Consider the following 16,934-nt stretch of genomic DNA (forward strand, 5'->3'; position numbering starts at 1 on the left):
GTAGTGGCGTGGGGAGCGTTTAAGTATACCGCTTTAACTGCGGCAGCAAACTTACTGCAGGCGCTTCTGCGCCTTCTTTGCAGATTTCTTGGCCTCCTTAGAAGCCTTGGCTGCGCGCTTGCGCAGTTCCTTGCGCTGCTTGCGGGAGTCCTTCTTGAAGTCCTTGCCCAGGTCCTCGGCGTAGTCGCGAGCATCCTCGGCGAGTTCGGTGGCCTTGGCAATCCAGTCGTCCTTGTTGTCCTCGACGTAGCTCTTAGCGGTGTCGAAGGCATCGGTGACCTGCGCGCGCCAGCCGTCCTTGTTCTCCTCGACGTATTCACGAGCCTCATCGGTAGCCTCAGAAGCGCGGTCTCGGAGCTGGCCGGCCTTCTCGCGGACGTTCTCGCCGGCAGAAGCGAAGGCGGCGCTGATTTCCTCAGAGCGCTGCTCGGTCTCGGACTTGGTCGGCAGTGCGGACTGAACCTTCTTGTTCAGCTGCTTGCCAGCCTTCTCGGCGCGCCAAGCGACGCCCGGCTTGCCGTCGGTGTCAGCAGTAGCCAGGAACAGGCCACCCAGCAGGCCAATGTTGGTGAGGAAGCCCGTGCGGCGAGCTGCCTTTTCCTTCTCATCCTGGGTCTCCCAGAATGCGTGGCGAGCCAGCATCGTCGGAACCTGGGCAGCGACCAGGGCGGTTGCGGACAGGCGCGGGGCTTTACCCAGAGCGTAGAGGGAACCGGCGGCAACCTTGGTACCAGCGACGGCCTGAACAACCAGCTTCTCGCTATTTGGCACGTACTTGTTGTACTGGTTCGGGGTTACGGAGCGGACGCGGGCAATCAGGTCGCGTGCGCCCTCTTCATGATCCTTCTGGTTCATCAGCGTGTCGACACCGTCGGCAACGAAAACCGAGGCCAGCATTGGTCGGGCAAACTTGCGAATCATCTAAATTCCATCTCCTTTGTCGTCCAGGTGAAACCGTGTTTTTGGCCATCTGGTCGCTGTAATTCACTATTAATCCTACGCAGCTTGGCCTATTTATGTCGCGGGAATGACGAGGTTTTCAGGCTCGACTCACCGTATGCTGTAAAAACCAAGCGGACATAGGTCGGCGCCGTCGACTACGCACAGCTCACTACGCTCAGCGAACTACGCACAGTCAGCGCCCATCTCTACCAACCACGCTCGCGCCAGTTCTCCACCTCGGGGCTCTCGACTCCGACCGTGGTGTCCTTACCGTGGCCGGGGTGAATCACCGAGTCGGCGGGGTAGACGTGGAAGACACGGCTCTCGACATCGTCGATAAGCTGCGAAAAATCCTCGGGCGAGTACGTTTTACCGACGCCGCCGGGGAAGATGCTGTCACCGACGAAGAGGTGGTGTGACGGGGTGTCGTCGGAAAGCGCGCCGGTTTCCTTGGCGGACAGGTCGAGACAGAGGCCGCCTTTGGTGTGCCCGCGCAGGATGAACGTGGGAAGCGTGATGCCCTGGCCGAAAGTAATGGTCTCGCCGCCGTCGAGTTGCTGGTCGGCGGGTTCGGGAATGTCTGCAGCGTCGAGGCTTGACGTGATGTGGCGGGCAGGGAATGCCTGCAGGAGCTCGCCGAGCGCCTGGACGTGATCGCCGTGGGAGTGCGTGGTGACAATCGTGCGGACCTGCGCGCCGACGTGCTCAACCAGGCGGATTAAGTGGTCGGCGTCGGTGGCGGCATCGATAAGTAGGGAATTGTCGGGCTCGCGGGAGTCGACCAAAAGGTAGACGTTGTTTTCCATCGGTCCGACGGAGGTCTTATAAATAGTGACATTGCCGTAGTCAATGCGCTCAACGCCGCGCGTGCTCGGCGAGTTGGAGTAGGGGCTAATTGTAATGACGTCGTTCATGCGCCCCAGGGTAATGAGGTGTCTGTCGGTGCGCTAGGAACGCGACTTAACTGCGAGTCTCTGAACACATGTGCGAAAAATTGGTTATGGACTGTAGACTGGTCGGCAGTGAATCGTCGACGAATTGAGGTTTCCCACTGTGGCTGAACGTCTAGTGGTCAGAGGCGCCCGCGAGCATAACCTGCAGGGTGTTGACATCGATTTGCCCAGAGACAAGATGGTGGTTTTCACCGGTCTGTCGGGGTCGGGTAAATCGTCACTGGCATTTGACACAATTTTCGCCGAGGGCCAGCGCCGTTACGTGGAGTCGCTGAGCTCCTATGCGCGCATGTTCCTGGGGCAGATGGAAAAACCCGATGTAGAGATGATTGAGGGGCTCTCGCCGGCGGTGTCGATCGACCAGAAGTCGACGAACCGCAACCCGCGCTCGACCGTCGGAACCATCACAGAAGTGTATGACTACCTGCGTCTGCTCTACGCGCGCACCGGTACTCCGCACTGTCCGACCTGTGGGGAAGTAATCTCCTCACAGACTCCACAGCAGATTGTCGATCAGGTCATGGAGATGCCGGAGGGCACCAAATTCCAGGTCCTCGCACCCGTCGTGCGTACGCGCAAGGGCGAGTTCGTCGACCTGTTTGAACGCCTCGCATCCGAGGGCTACGCGCGTGTCATCGTCGACGGCGAAATGCATCGCCTGACTGACCCGCCGAAGCTGAAGAAGCAGGTCAAGCATGACATTGACGTGGTTATTGACCGACTCCAGGTGAAGGAGTCGCAGCAGCGCAGGCTCACCGATTCCGTCGAAACGGCGCTTCTGCTTGCCGACGGCGTCGTGGTCATCGACGCAGTCGGGCTAGAGGCAGATGACCCGCGTCGTACCCAGCGATTCTCGGAAAAGATGGCCTGCCCGAATGGGCACCGCATTGCTATCGATGAGCTGGAACCCCGGTCGTTTTCCTTTAACTCGCCGTATGGTGCCTGCCCGGAGTGCGACGGCATTGGCACCAAGCTGGAGGTGGACACGGACCTGGTCATTCCAGATCCGTCACTGCCGACGATCGAGGCTATTGCGCCGTGGCGGCAGACGCTGAACAAGAAGTACTTTGAAAAGCTGGTCGAGGGGCTCGCTACCGAGATGAGCTTCGACCCGACCACGCCTTTCGAGGAGCTCACAGCGCCGCAGCGTAAGGCCCTGCTGCATGGTTCCAGCCACAAGGTCACGGTGCGTTACCGCAATAGGTACGGCCGTACTCGCCAGTACACCGCGCCGTTTGAAGGCGTGATGCCGTACCTGCACCGCAAGCTGTCGCAGGCAGAGAGTGACTCCCAGAAGGACCGCTTCCAGGGATACATGCGTGAAGTGCCGTGTCCGGCGTGTAATGGCACGCGTCTGCGGCCAGAAATTCTTTCGGTGACGCTGGATTCGGCGGAGTTCGGGCAGAAGAATATCGCCGAGCTCACAGAGCTGTCGGTCCACGATGGCTCGGCATTCCTGAATTCGCTGACTTTGGGCAAGCGCGAGGAAATGATTGCCGGTCGCGTTCTGCGTGAGGTGCAGGCTCGTCTGAAGTTCCTGCTGGATGTGGGGCTGGACTATCTGTCCCTGTCGCGTTCGGCGGGAACGCTGTCCGGTGGCGAAGCGCAGCGAATTCGTCTGGCCACCCAGATTGGCTCGGGGCTCGCCGGCGTGCTCTATGTCTTGGATGAGCCGTCGATTGGTCTTCACCAGCGCGATAACAGTCGTCTAATCAAGACTCTGAAGAACCTGCGCGACCTGGGCAATACCCTGATTGTGGTCGAGCATGATGAGGAGACGATTCGCGAGGCCGATTGGCTGGTCGACATTGGGCCGAAGGCCGGTGAATACGGTGGGCAGATTGTCTACCAGGGTGACCCGTCGGGCATTGTTGACTGCGAGGAATCACTGACAGGTGCGTATCTCTCGGGTCGTCGGGTATTGGCAGTGCCGGAGAGCCGGCGTGCGATTGATAAGTCGCGCATGGTGACGGTCAAGGGCGCTCGCGAAAACAACCTGAAGAAAATCGACGTGAAGTTCCCCCTCGGCGTGTTGACCTGTGTCACGGGTGTTTCCGGTTCAGGCAAGTCCACCTTGGTCAACGAAATTCTGGCCAAGGTGATGAGCAACGAGCTCAACGGTGCTCGTCAGGTGCCGGGTCGACACAGCCGCGTGGAGGGGCTGGATCACCTGGACAAGCTGGTGCAGGTTGACCAGTCGCCGATTGGTCGCACTCCACGTTCCAACCCAGCGACGTACACCGGTGTGTTCGACAAGATCCGGAACCTCTTCGCAGAGACGCAAGAGGCAAAGGTTCGCGGTTATAAGCCGGGGCGTTTCAGCTTCAACGTCAAGGGCGGTCGCTGTGAGGCGTGTAAGGGCGACGGCACCATCAAGATTGAGATGAACTTCCTGCCGGACGTCTATGTGCCTTGCGAGGTTTGCCATGGTGCGCGCTACAACCGCGAAACGCTGGAGGTTCGCTACAAGGGCAAGACCATCGCTGAGGTGCTGGACATGCCCATCTCCGAGGCAGCGGAGTTCTTTGAGCCGATTCAGTCGATTGCGCGTTATCTCAATACGCTTGTCGACGTCGGCCTGGGCTATGTCCGTCTCGGGCAGGCGGCAACCACACTCTCGGGTGGTGAGGCTCAGCGCGTGAAGCTGGCCAGTGAACTGCAGAAGCGCTCTAAGGGCCGCACCGTTTACATCCTGGATGAGCCGACCACGGGTCTGCATTTTGAGGACATCCGCAAGCTCATGCTGGTGTTGCAGGGTCTGGTGGACAAGGGCAACACCGTCATTGTCATTGAGCACAACTTGGATGTCATCAAGTCTGCGGATTGGATCATCGACATGGGGCCGGAGGGCGGCTCCGGCGGTGGCACCGTGGTTGTAGAGGGCACCCCGGAGGATGTCGCGAACTGTTCCGGCTCCCACACCGGGCAGTACCTGAAGCCGCTGCTTAAGTAGCTTAGGTAGTCGGGTCGTTTCCGTCGGAGATTTCAGAACCGTCGGTGCGGGTGATGCCTTCCAGTCTGTCAGCAACAGGGTCGGCATCGGCAGCATCGGCATCTGCGGCAGCGGCAGCGCCGGCAGCGTCAGAATCGCTGGCGGTGCCGTCACGGTCCGGTGTCGCCGGCTCCTCGGCATTTTTCTGTTTCGCCCCGGAGACCGCCATGGCCAGTAGAATCAGACCACAGCCGAGGAACGCCAAGGCACGGATAACGCCATCGAGTGTTGCCATGTCGTAGAAGATCAGCTTGACGATAGACAGCGCCGCAATCGTCAAACCCGCTGCAAGTCGCGCCGGAATGTGGTGGAACCTCTTCGATAGCACCAGCATGCCGGCAATCGTGGCCCAGAAAATACTCAGCAACATGTGTGCAGCGTTGAAGCTCACGCCAATAGTTGTGAGCAGCACGATAAATGGCATACCCAGCGCAGCCAGGCCAATCAGTGCAAAAGCTGGCGGCAGCTGCGACCTCGCCGCCGTCACGGCCAGGCCGACGTCGGCGCACAGCAGGAATAACAGCGAAAGCATTTCTGCCCACGTTGCCGAGTAGTCAGCCGCAGCACCGGCATTCAACGCTGCGGGCAGGATGTAGAGGTGTACTACCGTTGCGCCGAGCAGCCAGGTCAGTGCCGCAATCTTTGTATAGGGTGCAACGGCATCCCGCGTTGGTTCAGGAGCTTGTAGTCGTGCGCCAATCGCACCGTGCTTCGGTGCTGTGGCCAGCGCCCAGACAAAGAGCGCGGCACCGATGGAGATTGGGATGAGACCCCAGGTGTGGGGTCCAGTACCGGCTCCTGCGTCCCCTTCTGGGCCCGCCACCGCGAGTGCAAGCCAGGGCAGAATTGCCGTGGCCAAGGCCATTGGGGCGAGATAGCGGAAGATGGCACGGTTCCAAAGAAATACCGCAGCAATTGCGATGAACAGCACGAATCCGCCGTAGAACAGCAACCAGAGGCTGGAGGTGGACTGTGTGGCGTTGACCGTTGGGACTGCAGCTACAACCGGAGTCGAGAAGGCAACTACTGACGTGATGGTGACCAGATCGTCTTCCCAAGTGCTGGTCTCCGAAGGCCCGTCGTCAAGCTCGGGAGTGAGTTGGCGCGCCAACGCCAGCGGGCCGAACTGGGCAAACACGAAAAGGGCAATGGTGAGTGCGGCGATTGCAGGCATCACCAGTGCATTGTTGGTCGTGATTACGCCGATGAGAACGTTTGCGCCGAGCAGGAATGCGACTACGTACTTCCGGAAGGGGATGTTCAAGAAGCAGACGATAGCGGCGATAACCATCAGTTGAAGGGTGATTTGCGCGAGCGAAGAGCTCAGCGGGCGGGCGTGGAAGTTGAGGCCGATCGTCGCCCACAGCATTAATCCGGTGTTGATTGTGATGGCCCACGCGGCGGTTGCGCTCGACTTTGTCCATCGCGCGCCGTATAGGCCGACGGCGGCGAAAGGCAGCATGATGACCAGCGTCGCCGCCACCGGAATCCAGTCGAGGAGGTAGGACATCGACATCGTTGTCAGGTGCGCAGCGGCTAGCGATGTCGCAATCAATGCCGTTACGCCAGCAGGCGGTGCGTGACGACGGTGCGCTCGCACAGCCGCGACTGCGAGCACGGCGGCCAACAAGTAAGCCAGGACCACACGCCCGGCCGGTCCAATCAGGCCGGATTGGATTGCAACCGCGACGAAGAATGCGATACCGGCAGCGGTGATGAGACCACCAAAGATCGCAATGATCTTGATGATCGCCTTCTCGTTGCGCCACCAGGGTTCGCGGGGCTCGCGAGGTTCACGCGGTGCCTCCGGCAGCTTCGGCGGCGGGGCCGAGCCGGTTGGGGAAGACTGCGGCGAGGGAGAAGACTGCGGTAAGGGAGAAGACTGCGGCGACTTCGAATCCCGCCGCCACTGGTGGGCAGAGGGGAAGCCGAACATGGGCTGCGCAGTTGCGTCGCTCTGTGGCAGGGGAGCCGGTTGATTCCGCCAGTCCGCTTGTGTTGGCGGTGGTTGCCAATTATGTTGAGGTACCCCTTGGGGCGCAGCATGGGGCGGCGCTTGAGGTGTCCGCTCAGGCGCCGATTTAGGTACCGGCGCAAATTCCGTTCCCGTAGTTTGAGGCGCGCTCGGTGCAGTCGGCGCTTGCCCGCTTGCCTGCGAAAGGCGCACCTGCCAAGTTCGGGTGAGCCGAGCCAGCCGAAGCGAGCTGGCCTCCAAATCTGCCAGAGCATGGGAAAGCTCTGAGACGGAGTCGCCGGTCAGGACAAAATCTCGCGTCGGGGGCTTGCCGTATCGGGCGGAATGCTGATTAGGGTTGGAGTTCTCGGTTTTAGGGCCAAAGCCGTTGGAGCCAGTATTCATGGTGACGACTTTAATCGTGTTTGACCTAAAAACTATGGAGAGAATCTACCAATCTGATTACAATTCCGATTGCACTTTTTAACGCTCGGTAGTGCGCCGGGGGGCTGATGGTGAATAACCTGGCGTAAGAGTCGGTTTTGGTATGCGAGAACGCTTGTGTTAACATCGCGTCTACGACCGCCAGAATGTGATGCTTCTTGCTGCCTTCGGGGAGCATTTAGTTGCATTCGGCAGCGAAGAGGATTTAAGTCCCACCCTAGGTGCGCCAAAGAATTACGGTAGCGCCGGGGTCCACCCTAATCGGTGATGTCACATCGCACGATTGGAAGGCGTCCTTATACAGTGTGTAGTAATCCGCTGTAGACGCGTGGCTTTTCTTCCTTTCCCGCTTGCTATCGCGGTTTGAAACGAAGATTGTTCAGGTTCAACCTAGGAGGCCACATCAGCGCTGAAGCTCGTATTAACGAGGATATTCGAGTACCGGAAGTCCGCCTTGTAGGACCGAATGGTGAGCAGGTGGGCGTTGTCCGCACCGGTGACGCACTCAAGCTCGCTTACGAAGCAGACCTTGACCTGGTTGAGGTTGCTCCGCGAGCAAAGCCACCGGTCGCCAAGATTATGGACTACGGCAAGTTCAAGTACGAACAAGCCCAGAAGGCACGCGAGGCTCGAAAGAACCAGCAGCAGACTGTGGTCAAGGAGCAGAAGTTCCGTCCGAAGATTGATGACCACGACTACGAAACCAAGAAGAACAACGTTGTTCGTTTCTTGGAGAAGGGTTCGAAGGTCAAGGTCACGATTATGTTCCGTGGCCGTGAACAGTCTCGTCCAGAACTGGGATTCCGCCTGTTGGAGCGTCTGGCCGCCGATGTCGAAGAGTACGGCACCGTCGAGTCTCGCCCGAAGCAGGACGGTCGCAACATGACTATGGTCCTGGGGCCGGTTCGGAATAAGGGTAAGAAGTAACCGACCTGACCAGAAATGGTTGTAAACGAGATTTTTGCGCCACGAGCGTCAAAGATCGGTAGGGGAGAGTTTTAACATGAAGCAGAAGACCCACAAGGGCACCGCAAAGCGCATCAAGGTTACCGGTTCCGGCAAGCTGCGCCGCGAGCAGGCTAACCGCCGCCACCTCCTGGAGGGCAAGCCGTCCACTCGTACCCGTCGCCTGAAGGGCACCACGGACGTTGCTAAGTCGGACGTCAAGCGCGTCAAGCGTCTGCTGGGCAAGGCTTAATTTTTCAAGTCTCGTCCCAGGGCAATCGCCCTCTTAATTTCACTAGTTCTTAAAGACAACGAAAAGGAAGTATCACCGTGGCACGTGTGAAGCGGTCTGTTAACGCTAAGAAGAAGCGTCGCGAAGTTCTCGATTCCGCAAAGGGCTACCGTGGTCAGCGCTCTCGCCTGTACCGCAAGGCCAAGGAGCAGATGCTCCACTCCAAGACTTACGAGTTCCGCGATCGCCGCCACCGTAAGGGTCAGTTCCGTCGTCTGTGGATTCAGCGCATCAACGCTGCTGCTCGCGCTAACGACATCACCTACAACCGCTTCGTCCAGGGCCTGAACCTGGCTGGCGTTGAGGTTGACCGTAAGAACCTGGCTGAGCTGGCTGTCAACGACCCACAGGCATTCGCTGCTCTGGTCAAGGTCGCTAAGGACGCTCTGCCGGAGGACGTCAACGCTCCTGCTGCTAAGTAAAGCAGCTACGAGGTAACTCGTACGTAGCGTCGGCAAGCGCCTGCGACTGGCAGTGCGGTCTTGCCAACATCTTTGAAAAGCCACCGTCGATTGGGTTAACGAATAACCTCGGCGGTGGTTTTTCGTATCCGCACTGGCAGTTATGAATCCCGAGCCGCATCACTAGGATTAATCACCATGAACTCTGCGCTGTACTTCAACGACGAGCCGTTTACTCCTCGTACTCCACGTGTCTCGGCGGCTATTCAGCTCCACCGTGCGGCCAAACGGAAGAAGGCCGGGCGCTTCCTCGTCGAGGGCTTCAATTCCGTCGATGCGGCTATCCGCGCAGAGGCTGTCGTGGAAATCTTCGTCACGGCAGCCGCCGCCGAGCAGTTCTGCGAGCTGCTCACGGGGTATCTCGAATCTGGGACGCAGCGCAAGTCTGTTTCGCTTATCGACGACTCCGCCGCCCGCTCATTAAGCGAAACCGTCACCACTACCGGGCTTTTCGCCGTCTGCGACACAGGTGCGGTGTCCACTTCGTTGGAGGAGGCCATTGAGGTTGGAAAGCAATCCGGTTGTCTAGTGATACCGGTGGAGTGCAATGACCCGGGCAATGTTGGCACGATTGTGCGCATGACTGATGCCCTCGGTGCTGGTGCGGTGATCCTTGCTGGCGATTCGGTTGACCCTTTGAACTCGAAGGCCGTGCGTTCCTCTGCGGGGTCTGTTTTCCATACACCCGTCGCACGCGAGCGCGACATCGATGTCGTTGTGGAGAGAGTCAGGGAAGCGGGCTTTACCACCCTCGCTACGGCGATGGATGGCGCTCTCACGCTCGGTGTTGATGCGCTTCCCGACGGTCCCGTCGCCTGGCTTTTCGGCAACGAAGCACATGGCCTGTCGGAGGAGATTACGGCCTCGGCGGGGGCGAGTGTGGCCATCCCGATTAAGGGCGAGGCGGAGTCGTTGAACCTCGCCACCGCAGCGGCTATGTGCCTGTGGGAGACAGTTCGGGGTAACTAGGAAACCTCGATGGTGAGGTGCGTGCACGTGTGCAGTTATCCTCGACTATGATTGTTCCATCACAAGAACTGATAGTCCTATATAGAAGTGGTTGACACGTGAGCGATTCGCCAAATCCTATCGATCTTTCCGAGGACGCCCTCCAGGCGGCTGCGCAGAAGGCCACGGATGCCTTTGACGCTGCCGGCAACCTGGATGAGCTTTCTGCCGCCCGTCGTGAGCACTTGGGGGATGAAGGTTACATTCCGCAGGCTCGCCGCGCGCTGGGCTCTATTCCGAAGGCTGAGCGCAAGGATGCTGGTCGTCGCGTGAATGTTGTTCGTGGAGCCGTCGAGAAGCACTATGCAGAGCGTCTTGCGGTGCTGGAGGAAGAGGAAAACGCGCGTCGTCTGGTCGCGGAGAGTATCGACGTGTCGGTGGACACCACGCGAGGCCAGCGTGGCGGGATGCACCCAATTACCATCCTGTCCGAGCAGATCGGTGACATCTTCGTGGGCATGGGTTGGGAAGTTGCCGAGGGCCCGGAGGTCGAAGCCGAGTACTTCAACTTTGACGCGCTGAACTTCCTGCCGGATCACCCGGCTCGTACCCTGCAGGATACTTTCCACATTGCGCCGGAAGGATCCAAGCAGGTGCTGCGTACGCACACCTCTCCAGTTCAGGTTCGTACTCTGCAGTCGCGTGACCTGCCAATTTACGTTATCTGCCCGGGGCGTACCTTCCGTACCGATGAGCTCGATGCCACCCACACCCCGGTCTTCCACCAGGTCGAGGGGCTCGCTGTGGACAAGGGGCTGACCATGGGGCACCTGCGCGGCACGCTGGACCATATGGCAAAGGCGCTGTTCGGTCCGGAGACCAAGACCCGTATGCGCACCAACTATTTCCCGTTCACCGAGCCGTCGGCTGAGGTTGACGTCTGGTTCCCGAATAAGAAGGGCGGCGCCGGCTGGATCGAGTGGGGAGGCTGCGGCATGGTGAACCCGAACGTGCTGCGGGCTTCCGGCATTGACCCGGAGGTGTACTCGGGCTTCGCGTTCGGCATGGGCCTGGAGCGCACCCTGCAGTTCCGCAACGGTCTGACCGACATGCGCGACATGGTCGAAGGCGACGTTCGCTTCACGCAGCCGTTCGGTATCCGCGGCTAATTCACTGACCTACAGATAGGAGTTTTACTTACATGTTCATTCCACAGTCGTGGGTCACTGAAATCGTTCGCGGCCCAGAGAACACCATCAACCCGGACTGGTCCGTTACCCCGGACGAGCTGGATGAGGGCTTTGTCCGCGTTGGTTTTGAAACCGAGGGACACGAGCCGCTAGAGAAGATCGAGGGCCCGCTGGTTTTCGGTCGTGTCGACCACATTGAGGAGCTCGAGGGCTTCAAGAAGCCAATTCGCTTCTGTCAGGTCAACGTCGGCGATGCTAATGGCACCGGTGAGCTGCAGGAGATTATCTGTGGTGCCCGCAACTTCGAAGAGGGCTCGATTGTCGTCGTCGCACTGCCGGGCTGCGTGCTGCCGGGCGGTTTCGAGATTTCCGCACGGAAGACCTACGGCAAGGTTTCCAACGGCATGCTCTGCTCCGAAGCTGAGCTGGGCATGACCGATTCCTCCGCCGGTATTCTCACGCTCCCGTCGGCCCCGGCTGAGCTGGGTTCGTGCGCCAAGGAGTTCATCGGTCTCGATGACGAGAAGTTCGAGGTCAACATCACACCGGACCGCGGTTATGCGCTGTCGGCCCGCGGTCTTGGCCGCGAAATCTGCTCCGCATTCAACCTCGACTTCGCCGATCCAGCCAAGGTCAAGGAGCTGCCGGTGGAGGGAGAGGTCCTGAACGTCACCATCGACGAGGACACCGACACCCGCCGCTTTGGTCTGCGCCGTGTCACCGGCATCAATCCGAACGCCGAGACCCCATGGTGGATGCGCCGCCGCCTGCTGCTGGCTGGTCAGCGTCCGGTCAACGTGGCCACGGACGTCACCAACTACGTGATGCTGCTGCTCGGTCAGCCGATGCACGCCTTCGATGGCTCCAAGATCGCTGGTGGCCTGCACATCCGCAACGCTAAGGCCGGCGAGACTCTGACGACTCTCGACCACGTGGACCGCAAGCTCGACCCGGCGGACGTCGTCATCTGCGACGACAACGGTATTCAGTCACTGGCCGGCATCATGGGCGGACTTACCTCCGAGATTGCCGACGGCACCACCGATGTGGTCTTCGAGGCCGCCAACTGGTCGCCGCTGCACGTCTTCCGCAGCGGTCGCCGCCACAAGCTGAGCTCCGAGGCTTCACGACGTTTCGAGCGCGGCGTGGACACCGCTCTTGTCGAGCCGGCTCTGGACTTGGCCTGCCAGCTGCTCGCTGACATCGCCGGCGGCACTATCGACACTGGTCGCACCCTGCTCGGCGAGGTTGCCACCATGTCGACTATTGACTTTGCCGTTAACCGCGCCAGCGAAGTTGCGGGCGTTGATTACCCGCGTGAAACCGTCATTGGTCGCCTGCGCGAGGTCGGTTGCGAGGTCGTTGACAACGGTGACCGCCTGGCTGTCACTCCGCCAACCTGGCGCTCGGACCTGACCATGTCCGCTGATCTGGTTGAGGAAATCCTGCGACTGGAGGGTCTGGAAGACATTCCGGTTATCCTTCCAATCGCCCCGGCTGGCCGCGGTCTGACCGAGCGTCAGCTGCGCCGCCGCTTCGTCGGCCACGCGTTGGCCCACAACGGCTACCTGGAGATTCTGCCGACGCCGTTCATTGCCAACGACGTCTTCGACGTCTGGGGCCTGGACGCTGATGACCCGCGTCGTAACACCGTCAAGGTCATCAACCCGTTGGAGTCCGACCACGCTCAGCTGGGCACGACTCTGCTGCCGTCCATGCTGGAGTCGCTGAAGCGCAATGTTGCTCGTGGCCAAGTCGACCTGTCGCTCTACGGTGTGGAGCAGGTATCCATCGAGCGCGGTAACGGTGTCTCGCCGATGCCGTCGACTGCTGGCTTGCCGAGCGAGGCCGAGCGCGCTGAGCTTCTGGACTCGCTGCCGGAGCAGCCACTGCACGTCGCCACTGTCGCCTGTGGGCGGATCCGCCTGGACAGCCCGTGGGGCGATGAGGCCGCGTACACCGTCGCCGATGCCATCGAAGCTGCACGCATTGTTGCCCGCGCCGCCAACGTCGAGCTGGAGATCCGTAACGCTGAGGTGCTGCCGTGGCACCCGGGCCGCTGCGCTGAGCTGCTTGTCGACGGCAAGGTCGTCGGCCACGCCGGTGAGCTGCACCCGAAGGTGTGCAAGGATGCTGGTCTGCCGGAGCGCACCTGCGCTATGGAGATCAATCTCGATGCACTGCCGGTGACGGAGCACCTGCCGGCGCCGGTACTCAGCCCGTTCCCAGCCGTCCACCAGGACGTCGCGCTTGTTGTCAGCGATGAGGTCTCTGCCGCAGAGGTGGAGAAGACTCTGGTGGAAGGTGCCGGTGAGCTCCTCGAATCCATCCGTGTCTTCGATGTTTATCGTTCCGAGCAGATGGGCGAAGGTGTTCGCTCACTGGCGTACTCCCTGCGTTTCCGCGCACCGGACCGTACGCTGAAGGAAGAGGAAGCTTCCGCAGCTCGCGAGGCGGCCATTGAGCTGGCCACTACCCGTCACGGCGCTCAGCTGCGCGGCTAAAAGGGGAGGCCCCAGGGAGAGATACCCATGATTGGCATCTTGCGGCACCGCGACAACAGGTTTAATAGCGCAGAGGCACGAGAGCAGCGCGTCGGAGTGTGCGCTGTGAGCAGTGCGAAGCCTGCGGCGACTGTGGCCACAGCTGCTGTCACGGCAGGTCTATTGCTCACCGGCGCGCCGAGTGCGGCTGCGCTGGTTGGTGGGGAGGCAGCTGCGCCTAGTGTGGCGGCGGACTCCGTGGTGTCGGTCATGGTCCGGACCAGTGCCCATACCGGAAACTTTTGCACGGGAACTGCAATCGCCCCGCAGTGGGTAATGACCGCAGCTCACTGTGTGCGTGACGTCCCGCAGCAGGTTGGGGAAGTCGAGGTCGGTTTCGGCCCGGATGCCCGGCGTGTACCGATTGATCGCTGGGAGATTGCGCCCACCGGTGACGTAGTGCTTATTCACCTTGCGGGCGATGCAGCTCTTCGGGAGTATCCCGCAATGGAACGTCGTCAGGCGTTTTCGGAGCAAGAAACGGCAGGCACGGTCTATGGGCGATCGCTGCTCGGCGATGTTGCGGATGGCTCGCTGCCGATGGCGACCGTCACCGCGTCGATGTGCCCGGTGAAGTATCAGCAGTGCGTGCGGGAAGACTCAGTGTTGGCGCACATGGAGCGCCCCGCGGCGTTGCAGGTGGGCGATTCGGGCGGACCGCTCTTTATCGACGGCCAGCTGGCTGCGGTGTTCTCGGGTGCGGTGGCTTTTGATGACAGCGTCGCACCGGAGGAGTCGGGTTACTATCTCTACACCACGACGTCATCGGTGGCGCAGTGGGCAGATGGTGTGATGAGCCAGGAGTCAAGCGGCGTAGTTGAATAATCCGGCGTTGAGTAGTCCGGCGTTGAATAGTCCGGCGTGCTGGTTGAACGAAGTGTATGTACCGACGACGGCGTTATATTCATAAATCACTCACGTCACATTGGTGGGATTCCAGCACTTTGGCAACGAATTCTATGAATATCTTGCAACACAGTGAATAAAAGTGTTGAATGTTTGACATGAGTATTTCCGTTGCCATTGCCGGTGCGACCGGTTACGCAGGAGGAGAGATCCTCCGCATCCTGTTGTCGCACCCGGCGTACCTTTCCGGCGAACTAACCATCGGCGCACTGACGGGAGCATCCAACGCGGGTGCTCGTGTGGGCGACATTATGCCTCATGTGGCACCTTTGGCTGACCGTCGTATTGAGCCGACTAATGGTGACACACTCGCTGGACATGACGTGGTGTTCCTCGGGCTGCCCCACGGTCATTCGGCTGCGATTGCAGAGCAGTTGGGGGATGACACGGTGATTATTGACTGCGGCGCGGATTTCCGCCTGCAGGATGCCGCTGAGTGGGAGCACTACTACGGCTCGGAGCACGCCGGTACCTGGACTTACGGTATTCCAGAGCTGCCGGGCAACAGGGAAGTAGTGGCTGCTTCGAAGCGCATTGCTGTGCCGGGTTGTTTCCCCACTGGGGGTACAATTACGGCGCTGCCGGCAGTTGCAAAGAACCTGGTTAAGCCGGACCTGTCCGTTGTTTCCATCACCGGTACCTCCGGTGCGGGCAAGAAGGCGGCTGTGCCCCTGCTCGGGTCCGAGGTTATGGGCAATCTCCGCGCCTACAACACTGCGGGCAAGCACCGCCACACCGCAGAGTTCCTGCAGAACCTCAAGCCGTACGCAGAGGATCTCACCGTCAGCTTCACGCCCGTACTCGCCCCGACGTCGCGCGGCATTCTCACCACTATTACCGCCCCGCTTGTCGACGGGGTTACGGAGGCAGCCGCACGGGAAGCCTACCTCGAGTTCTACAAGGATGAGCCGTTTGTGCAGGTGTTGGCCGAAGGGCTGCTGCCGCAGACACAGTCGGTAATTGGCTCTAACTTGGTTCAGATTCAGGTCGAGGTAGATGAACGCGCCAAGCGCCTGGTGCTGACCTCGGCGATTGACAATCTGACAAAGGGCACCGGTGGTGCCGCAGTTCAGTGCATGAATTTGGTTACTGGACAGAATGAAACTGCAGGACTTCCACTGGTAGGAGTTGCCCCATGATGAAGGAAGAAAAAGAAGGTCTCGTCAACGTCGCTGGTGACGAAGGCGGCGTATGTGCACCTCAGGGGTTCGCGGCCAGCGGTGTCATTGCCGGCATCAAGGTCAGCGGAAACCCGGACATGGCGCTCATCGTAAACCAGGGGCCGGAGAAGACCGCGGCGGCTGTCTTTACCACCAACCGTGTCCAGGCTGCGCCGGTGACGGTATCCAAGAAGCACATCGCTGACGGCAAGCTGTCGGCAGTGGTGCTGAACTCCGGCAATGCCAACGCCTGCAATGGCCAGCCGGGTATTGCCGACGCCCTCGAAGTTTGCCAAAAGGTCGCAGATGGGCTCGGCGTCGACGTTACCGAGATAGGCGCCTGTTCCACTGGCTTGATTGGTGACCGGTTGCCGATGGACATTGTGCTGGCAGGTGTGCCGAAGCTGATTGAGAAACTGGGCGGCGATGTCGCCGCAGGTACGGCTGCAGCAGAGGCCATCTTGACCACTGACTTGGTGGCAAAGCAGGCCGTTGCGCATGGTGACGGATTCACTGTCGGTGCTATGGGCAAGGGTGTTGGCATGATTAGTCCGTCGATGGCCACGATGCTCGGTGTGATTACGACGGATGCGTCGGTAAGCGCAGAAATGGCGCACGAGGCTATTGCCAAGGCGAGCGAGGTTACGTTTAACCGCCTAGATATTGATGGCTCCACCTCCACCAATGACACCGTCATCATTTTGGCCAACGGTGCCTCTGGCGTGAAGCCCTCGCAGGAGGAGCTCGATCAGGCAGTGCTTAGCGTGTGTGATTCCATCGCACGCCAGATGCAGTCGGACGCCGAAGGCGTGACCAAACGTGTGTCGGTGACCGTGCGTGGCACCGGTGGCGCTGAAGATGCCCTGGTAGCTGCTCGCATTATCGGCCGCGACAACCTCTTCAAGTGTGCGATGTTCGGTTCGGACCCGAACTGGGGTCGTGTGTTGGCGGCTGTCGGCACCGCGCCGGTGGATATGGATCCGGAGCACATCACGGTTTCCTTCAATGGTCACGTAGTCTGTCGCGATACCGGTGGCACGCCTGATGCTCGTGAAGTGGATCTGTCCGGCAAGGACATCGCCGTTGAGGTTGACCTCGGTACTGGTAATCCGGAAGAGGCCACGATTCGTACGACGGACCTTTCCCACGATTACGTTCACATCAACTCGGCATATTCGTCGTAGAAGGTTTTGAGGAGACTCTG

The 16,934-nt window shown here is 60.0% G+C and carries 13 protein-coding genes; 10 read left to right on the plus strand and 3 right to left on the minus strand.

From position 1 onward, the window contains the following. Nucleotides 1–51: 51 nt before the first annotated feature. The gene (locus HMPREF2847_RS06840; protein WP_070851927.1) at nt 52–921 is read right to left on the minus strand and encodes a DoxX family protein; all 870 of its coding nucleotides are present in this window, start codon (nt 919–921) and stop codon (nt 52–54) included. Between the two features lie 227 nt (nt 922–1,148). Further along, nucleotides 1,149–1,856: an MBL fold metallo-hydrolase gene (locus tag HMPREF2847_RS06845; RefSeq protein WP_070851928.1), complete on the minus strand. Its 708-nt coding sequence runs from the start codon at nt 1,854–1,856 to the stop codon at nt 1,149–1,151. A gap of 139 nt (nt 1,857–1,995) precedes the next feature. On the opposite strand from HMPREF2847_RS06845, the gene uvrA reads away from it, so the two are divergent. Beyond that, nucleotides 1,996–4,848, plus strand: a complete 2,853-nt coding sequence (uvrA, locus tag HMPREF2847_RS06850) for an excinuclease ABC subunit UvrA (protein ID WP_070851929.1) — start codon at nt 1,996–1,998, stop codon at nt 4,846–4,848. A gap of 1 nt (nt 4,849) precedes the next feature. Here uvrA and HMPREF2847_RS06855 read toward each other — a convergent pair whose 3' ends face one another. Continuing rightward, complete coding sequence (locus HMPREF2847_RS06855; RefSeq protein ID WP_070851930.1) at nt 4,850–7,246, minus strand: DUF2339 domain-containing protein; 2,397 nt, start codon at nt 7,244–7,246, stop codon at nt 4,850–4,852. 414 nt (nt 7,247–7,660) lie between these two features. On the opposite strand from HMPREF2847_RS06855, the gene infC reads away from it, so the two are divergent. The 9 genes from infC to argJ all read left to right on the plus strand — a co-directional run bounded on the left by infC (nt 7,661) and on the right by argJ (nt 16,914). Continuing rightward, entirely contained in the window at nt 7,661–8,212 is a 552-nt protein-coding gene (gene infC, locus HMPREF2847_RS06860) for a translation initiation factor IF-3 (RefSeq protein WP_005511730.1), read from the plus strand. Nucleotides 8,213–8,288: 76 nt separating this feature from the next. Further along, the gene (gene rpmI / locus HMPREF2847_RS06865) at nt 8,289–8,483 is read left to right on the plus strand and encodes a 50S ribosomal protein L35 (RefSeq protein WP_005511726.1); all 195 of its coding nucleotides are present in this window, start codon (nt 8,289–8,291) and stop codon (nt 8,481–8,483) included. A gap of 77 nt (nt 8,484–8,560) precedes the next feature. Next, nucleotides 8,561–8,944, plus strand: a complete 384-nt coding sequence (rplT, locus tag HMPREF2847_RS06870; protein ID WP_005511721.1) for a 50S ribosomal protein L20 — start codon at nt 8,561–8,563, stop codon at nt 8,942–8,944. 177 nt (nt 8,945–9,121) lie between these two features. After that, on the plus strand, nt 9,122–9,952 hold the full coding sequence (locus HMPREF2847_RS06875; protein ID WP_070851931.1) for a TrmH family RNA methyltransferase: 831 nt from the start codon (nt 9,122–9,124) through the stop codon (nt 9,950–9,952). Nucleotides 9,953–10,050: 98 nt separating this feature from the next. Beyond that, nucleotides 10,051–11,100 (plus strand): phenylalanine--tRNA ligase subunit alpha, encoded by a 1,050-nt coding sequence (gene pheS, locus HMPREF2847_RS06880; RefSeq protein WP_070851932.1) that lies wholly within the window; start codon nt 10,051–10,053, stop codon nt 11,098–11,100. Nucleotides 11,101–11,132: 32 nt separating this feature from the next. Next, complete coding sequence (gene pheT, locus HMPREF2847_RS06885) at nt 11,133–13,625, plus strand: phenylalanine--tRNA ligase subunit beta (RefSeq protein ID WP_070851933.1); 2,493 nt, start codon at nt 11,133–11,135, stop codon at nt 13,623–13,625. A gap of 27 nt (nt 13,626–13,652) precedes the next feature. After that, nucleotides 13,653–14,489, plus strand: coding sequence for a trypsin-like serine protease (locus tag HMPREF2847_RS06890; RefSeq protein ID WP_070851934.1), 837 nt, complete (start codon nt 13,653–13,655; stop codon nt 14,487–14,489). A gap of 179 nt (nt 14,490–14,668) precedes the next feature. Further along, nucleotides 14,669–15,709, plus strand: coding sequence for an N-acetyl-gamma-glutamyl-phosphate reductase (argC, locus tag HMPREF2847_RS06895; protein ID WP_187401048.1), 1,041 nt, complete (start codon nt 14,669–14,671; stop codon nt 15,707–15,709). Beyond that, entirely contained in the window at nt 15,706–16,914 is a 1,209-nt protein-coding gene (argJ, locus tag HMPREF2847_RS06900) for a bifunctional glutamate N-acetyltransferase/amino-acid acetyltransferase ArgJ (protein WP_070560048.1), read from the plus strand. Before argC ends, argJ begins: the two co-directional genes overlap by 4 nt. Nucleotides 16,915–16,934: the final 20 nt, after the last annotated feature.

Source organism: Corynebacterium sp. HMSC074C03 (genome assembly GCF_001838285.1).
Lineage (GTDB): Bacteria > Actinomycetota > Actinomycetes > Mycobacteriales > Mycobacteriaceae > Corynebacterium > Corynebacterium amycolatum.

Bases quoted from the DNA above. Each gene is read 5' to 3' on its own strand.
- argJ (WP_070560048.1), top strand. From the start codon at position 15,706: ATGATGAAGGAAGAAAAAGAAGGTCTCGTCAACGTCGCTGGTGACGAA.
- rpmI (WP_005511726.1), top strand. From the start codon at position 8,289: ATGAAGCAGAAGACCCACAAGGGCACCGCAAAGCGCATCAAGGTTACC.
- argC (WP_187401048.1), top strand. From the start codon at position 14,669: ATGAGTATTTCCGTTGCCATTGCCGGTGCGACCGGTTACGCAGGAGGA.
- pheT (WP_070851933.1), top strand. From the start codon at position 11,133: ATGTTCATTCCACAGTCGTGGGTCACTGAAATCGTTCGCGGCCCAGAG.
- HMPREF2847_RS06845 (WP_070851928.1), bottom strand. From the start codon at position 1,856: ATGAACGACGTCATTACAATTAGCCCCTACTCCAACTCGCCGAGCACG.
- HMPREF2847_RS06855 (WP_070851930.1), bottom strand. From the start codon at position 7,246: ATGAATACTGGCTCCAACGGCTTTGGCCCTAAAACCGAGAACTCCAAC.
- HMPREF2847_RS06875 (WP_070851931.1), top strand. From the start codon at position 9,122: ATGAACTCTGCGCTGTACTTCAACGACGAGCCGTTTACTCCTCGTACT.
- HMPREF2847_RS06840 (WP_070851927.1), bottom strand. From the start codon at position 921: ATGATTCGCAAGTTTGCCCGACCAATGCTGGCCTCGGTTTTCGTTGCC.
- HMPREF2847_RS06890 (WP_070851934.1), top strand. From the start codon at position 13,653: ATGATTGGCATCTTGCGGCACCGCGACAACAGGTTTAATAGCGCAGAG.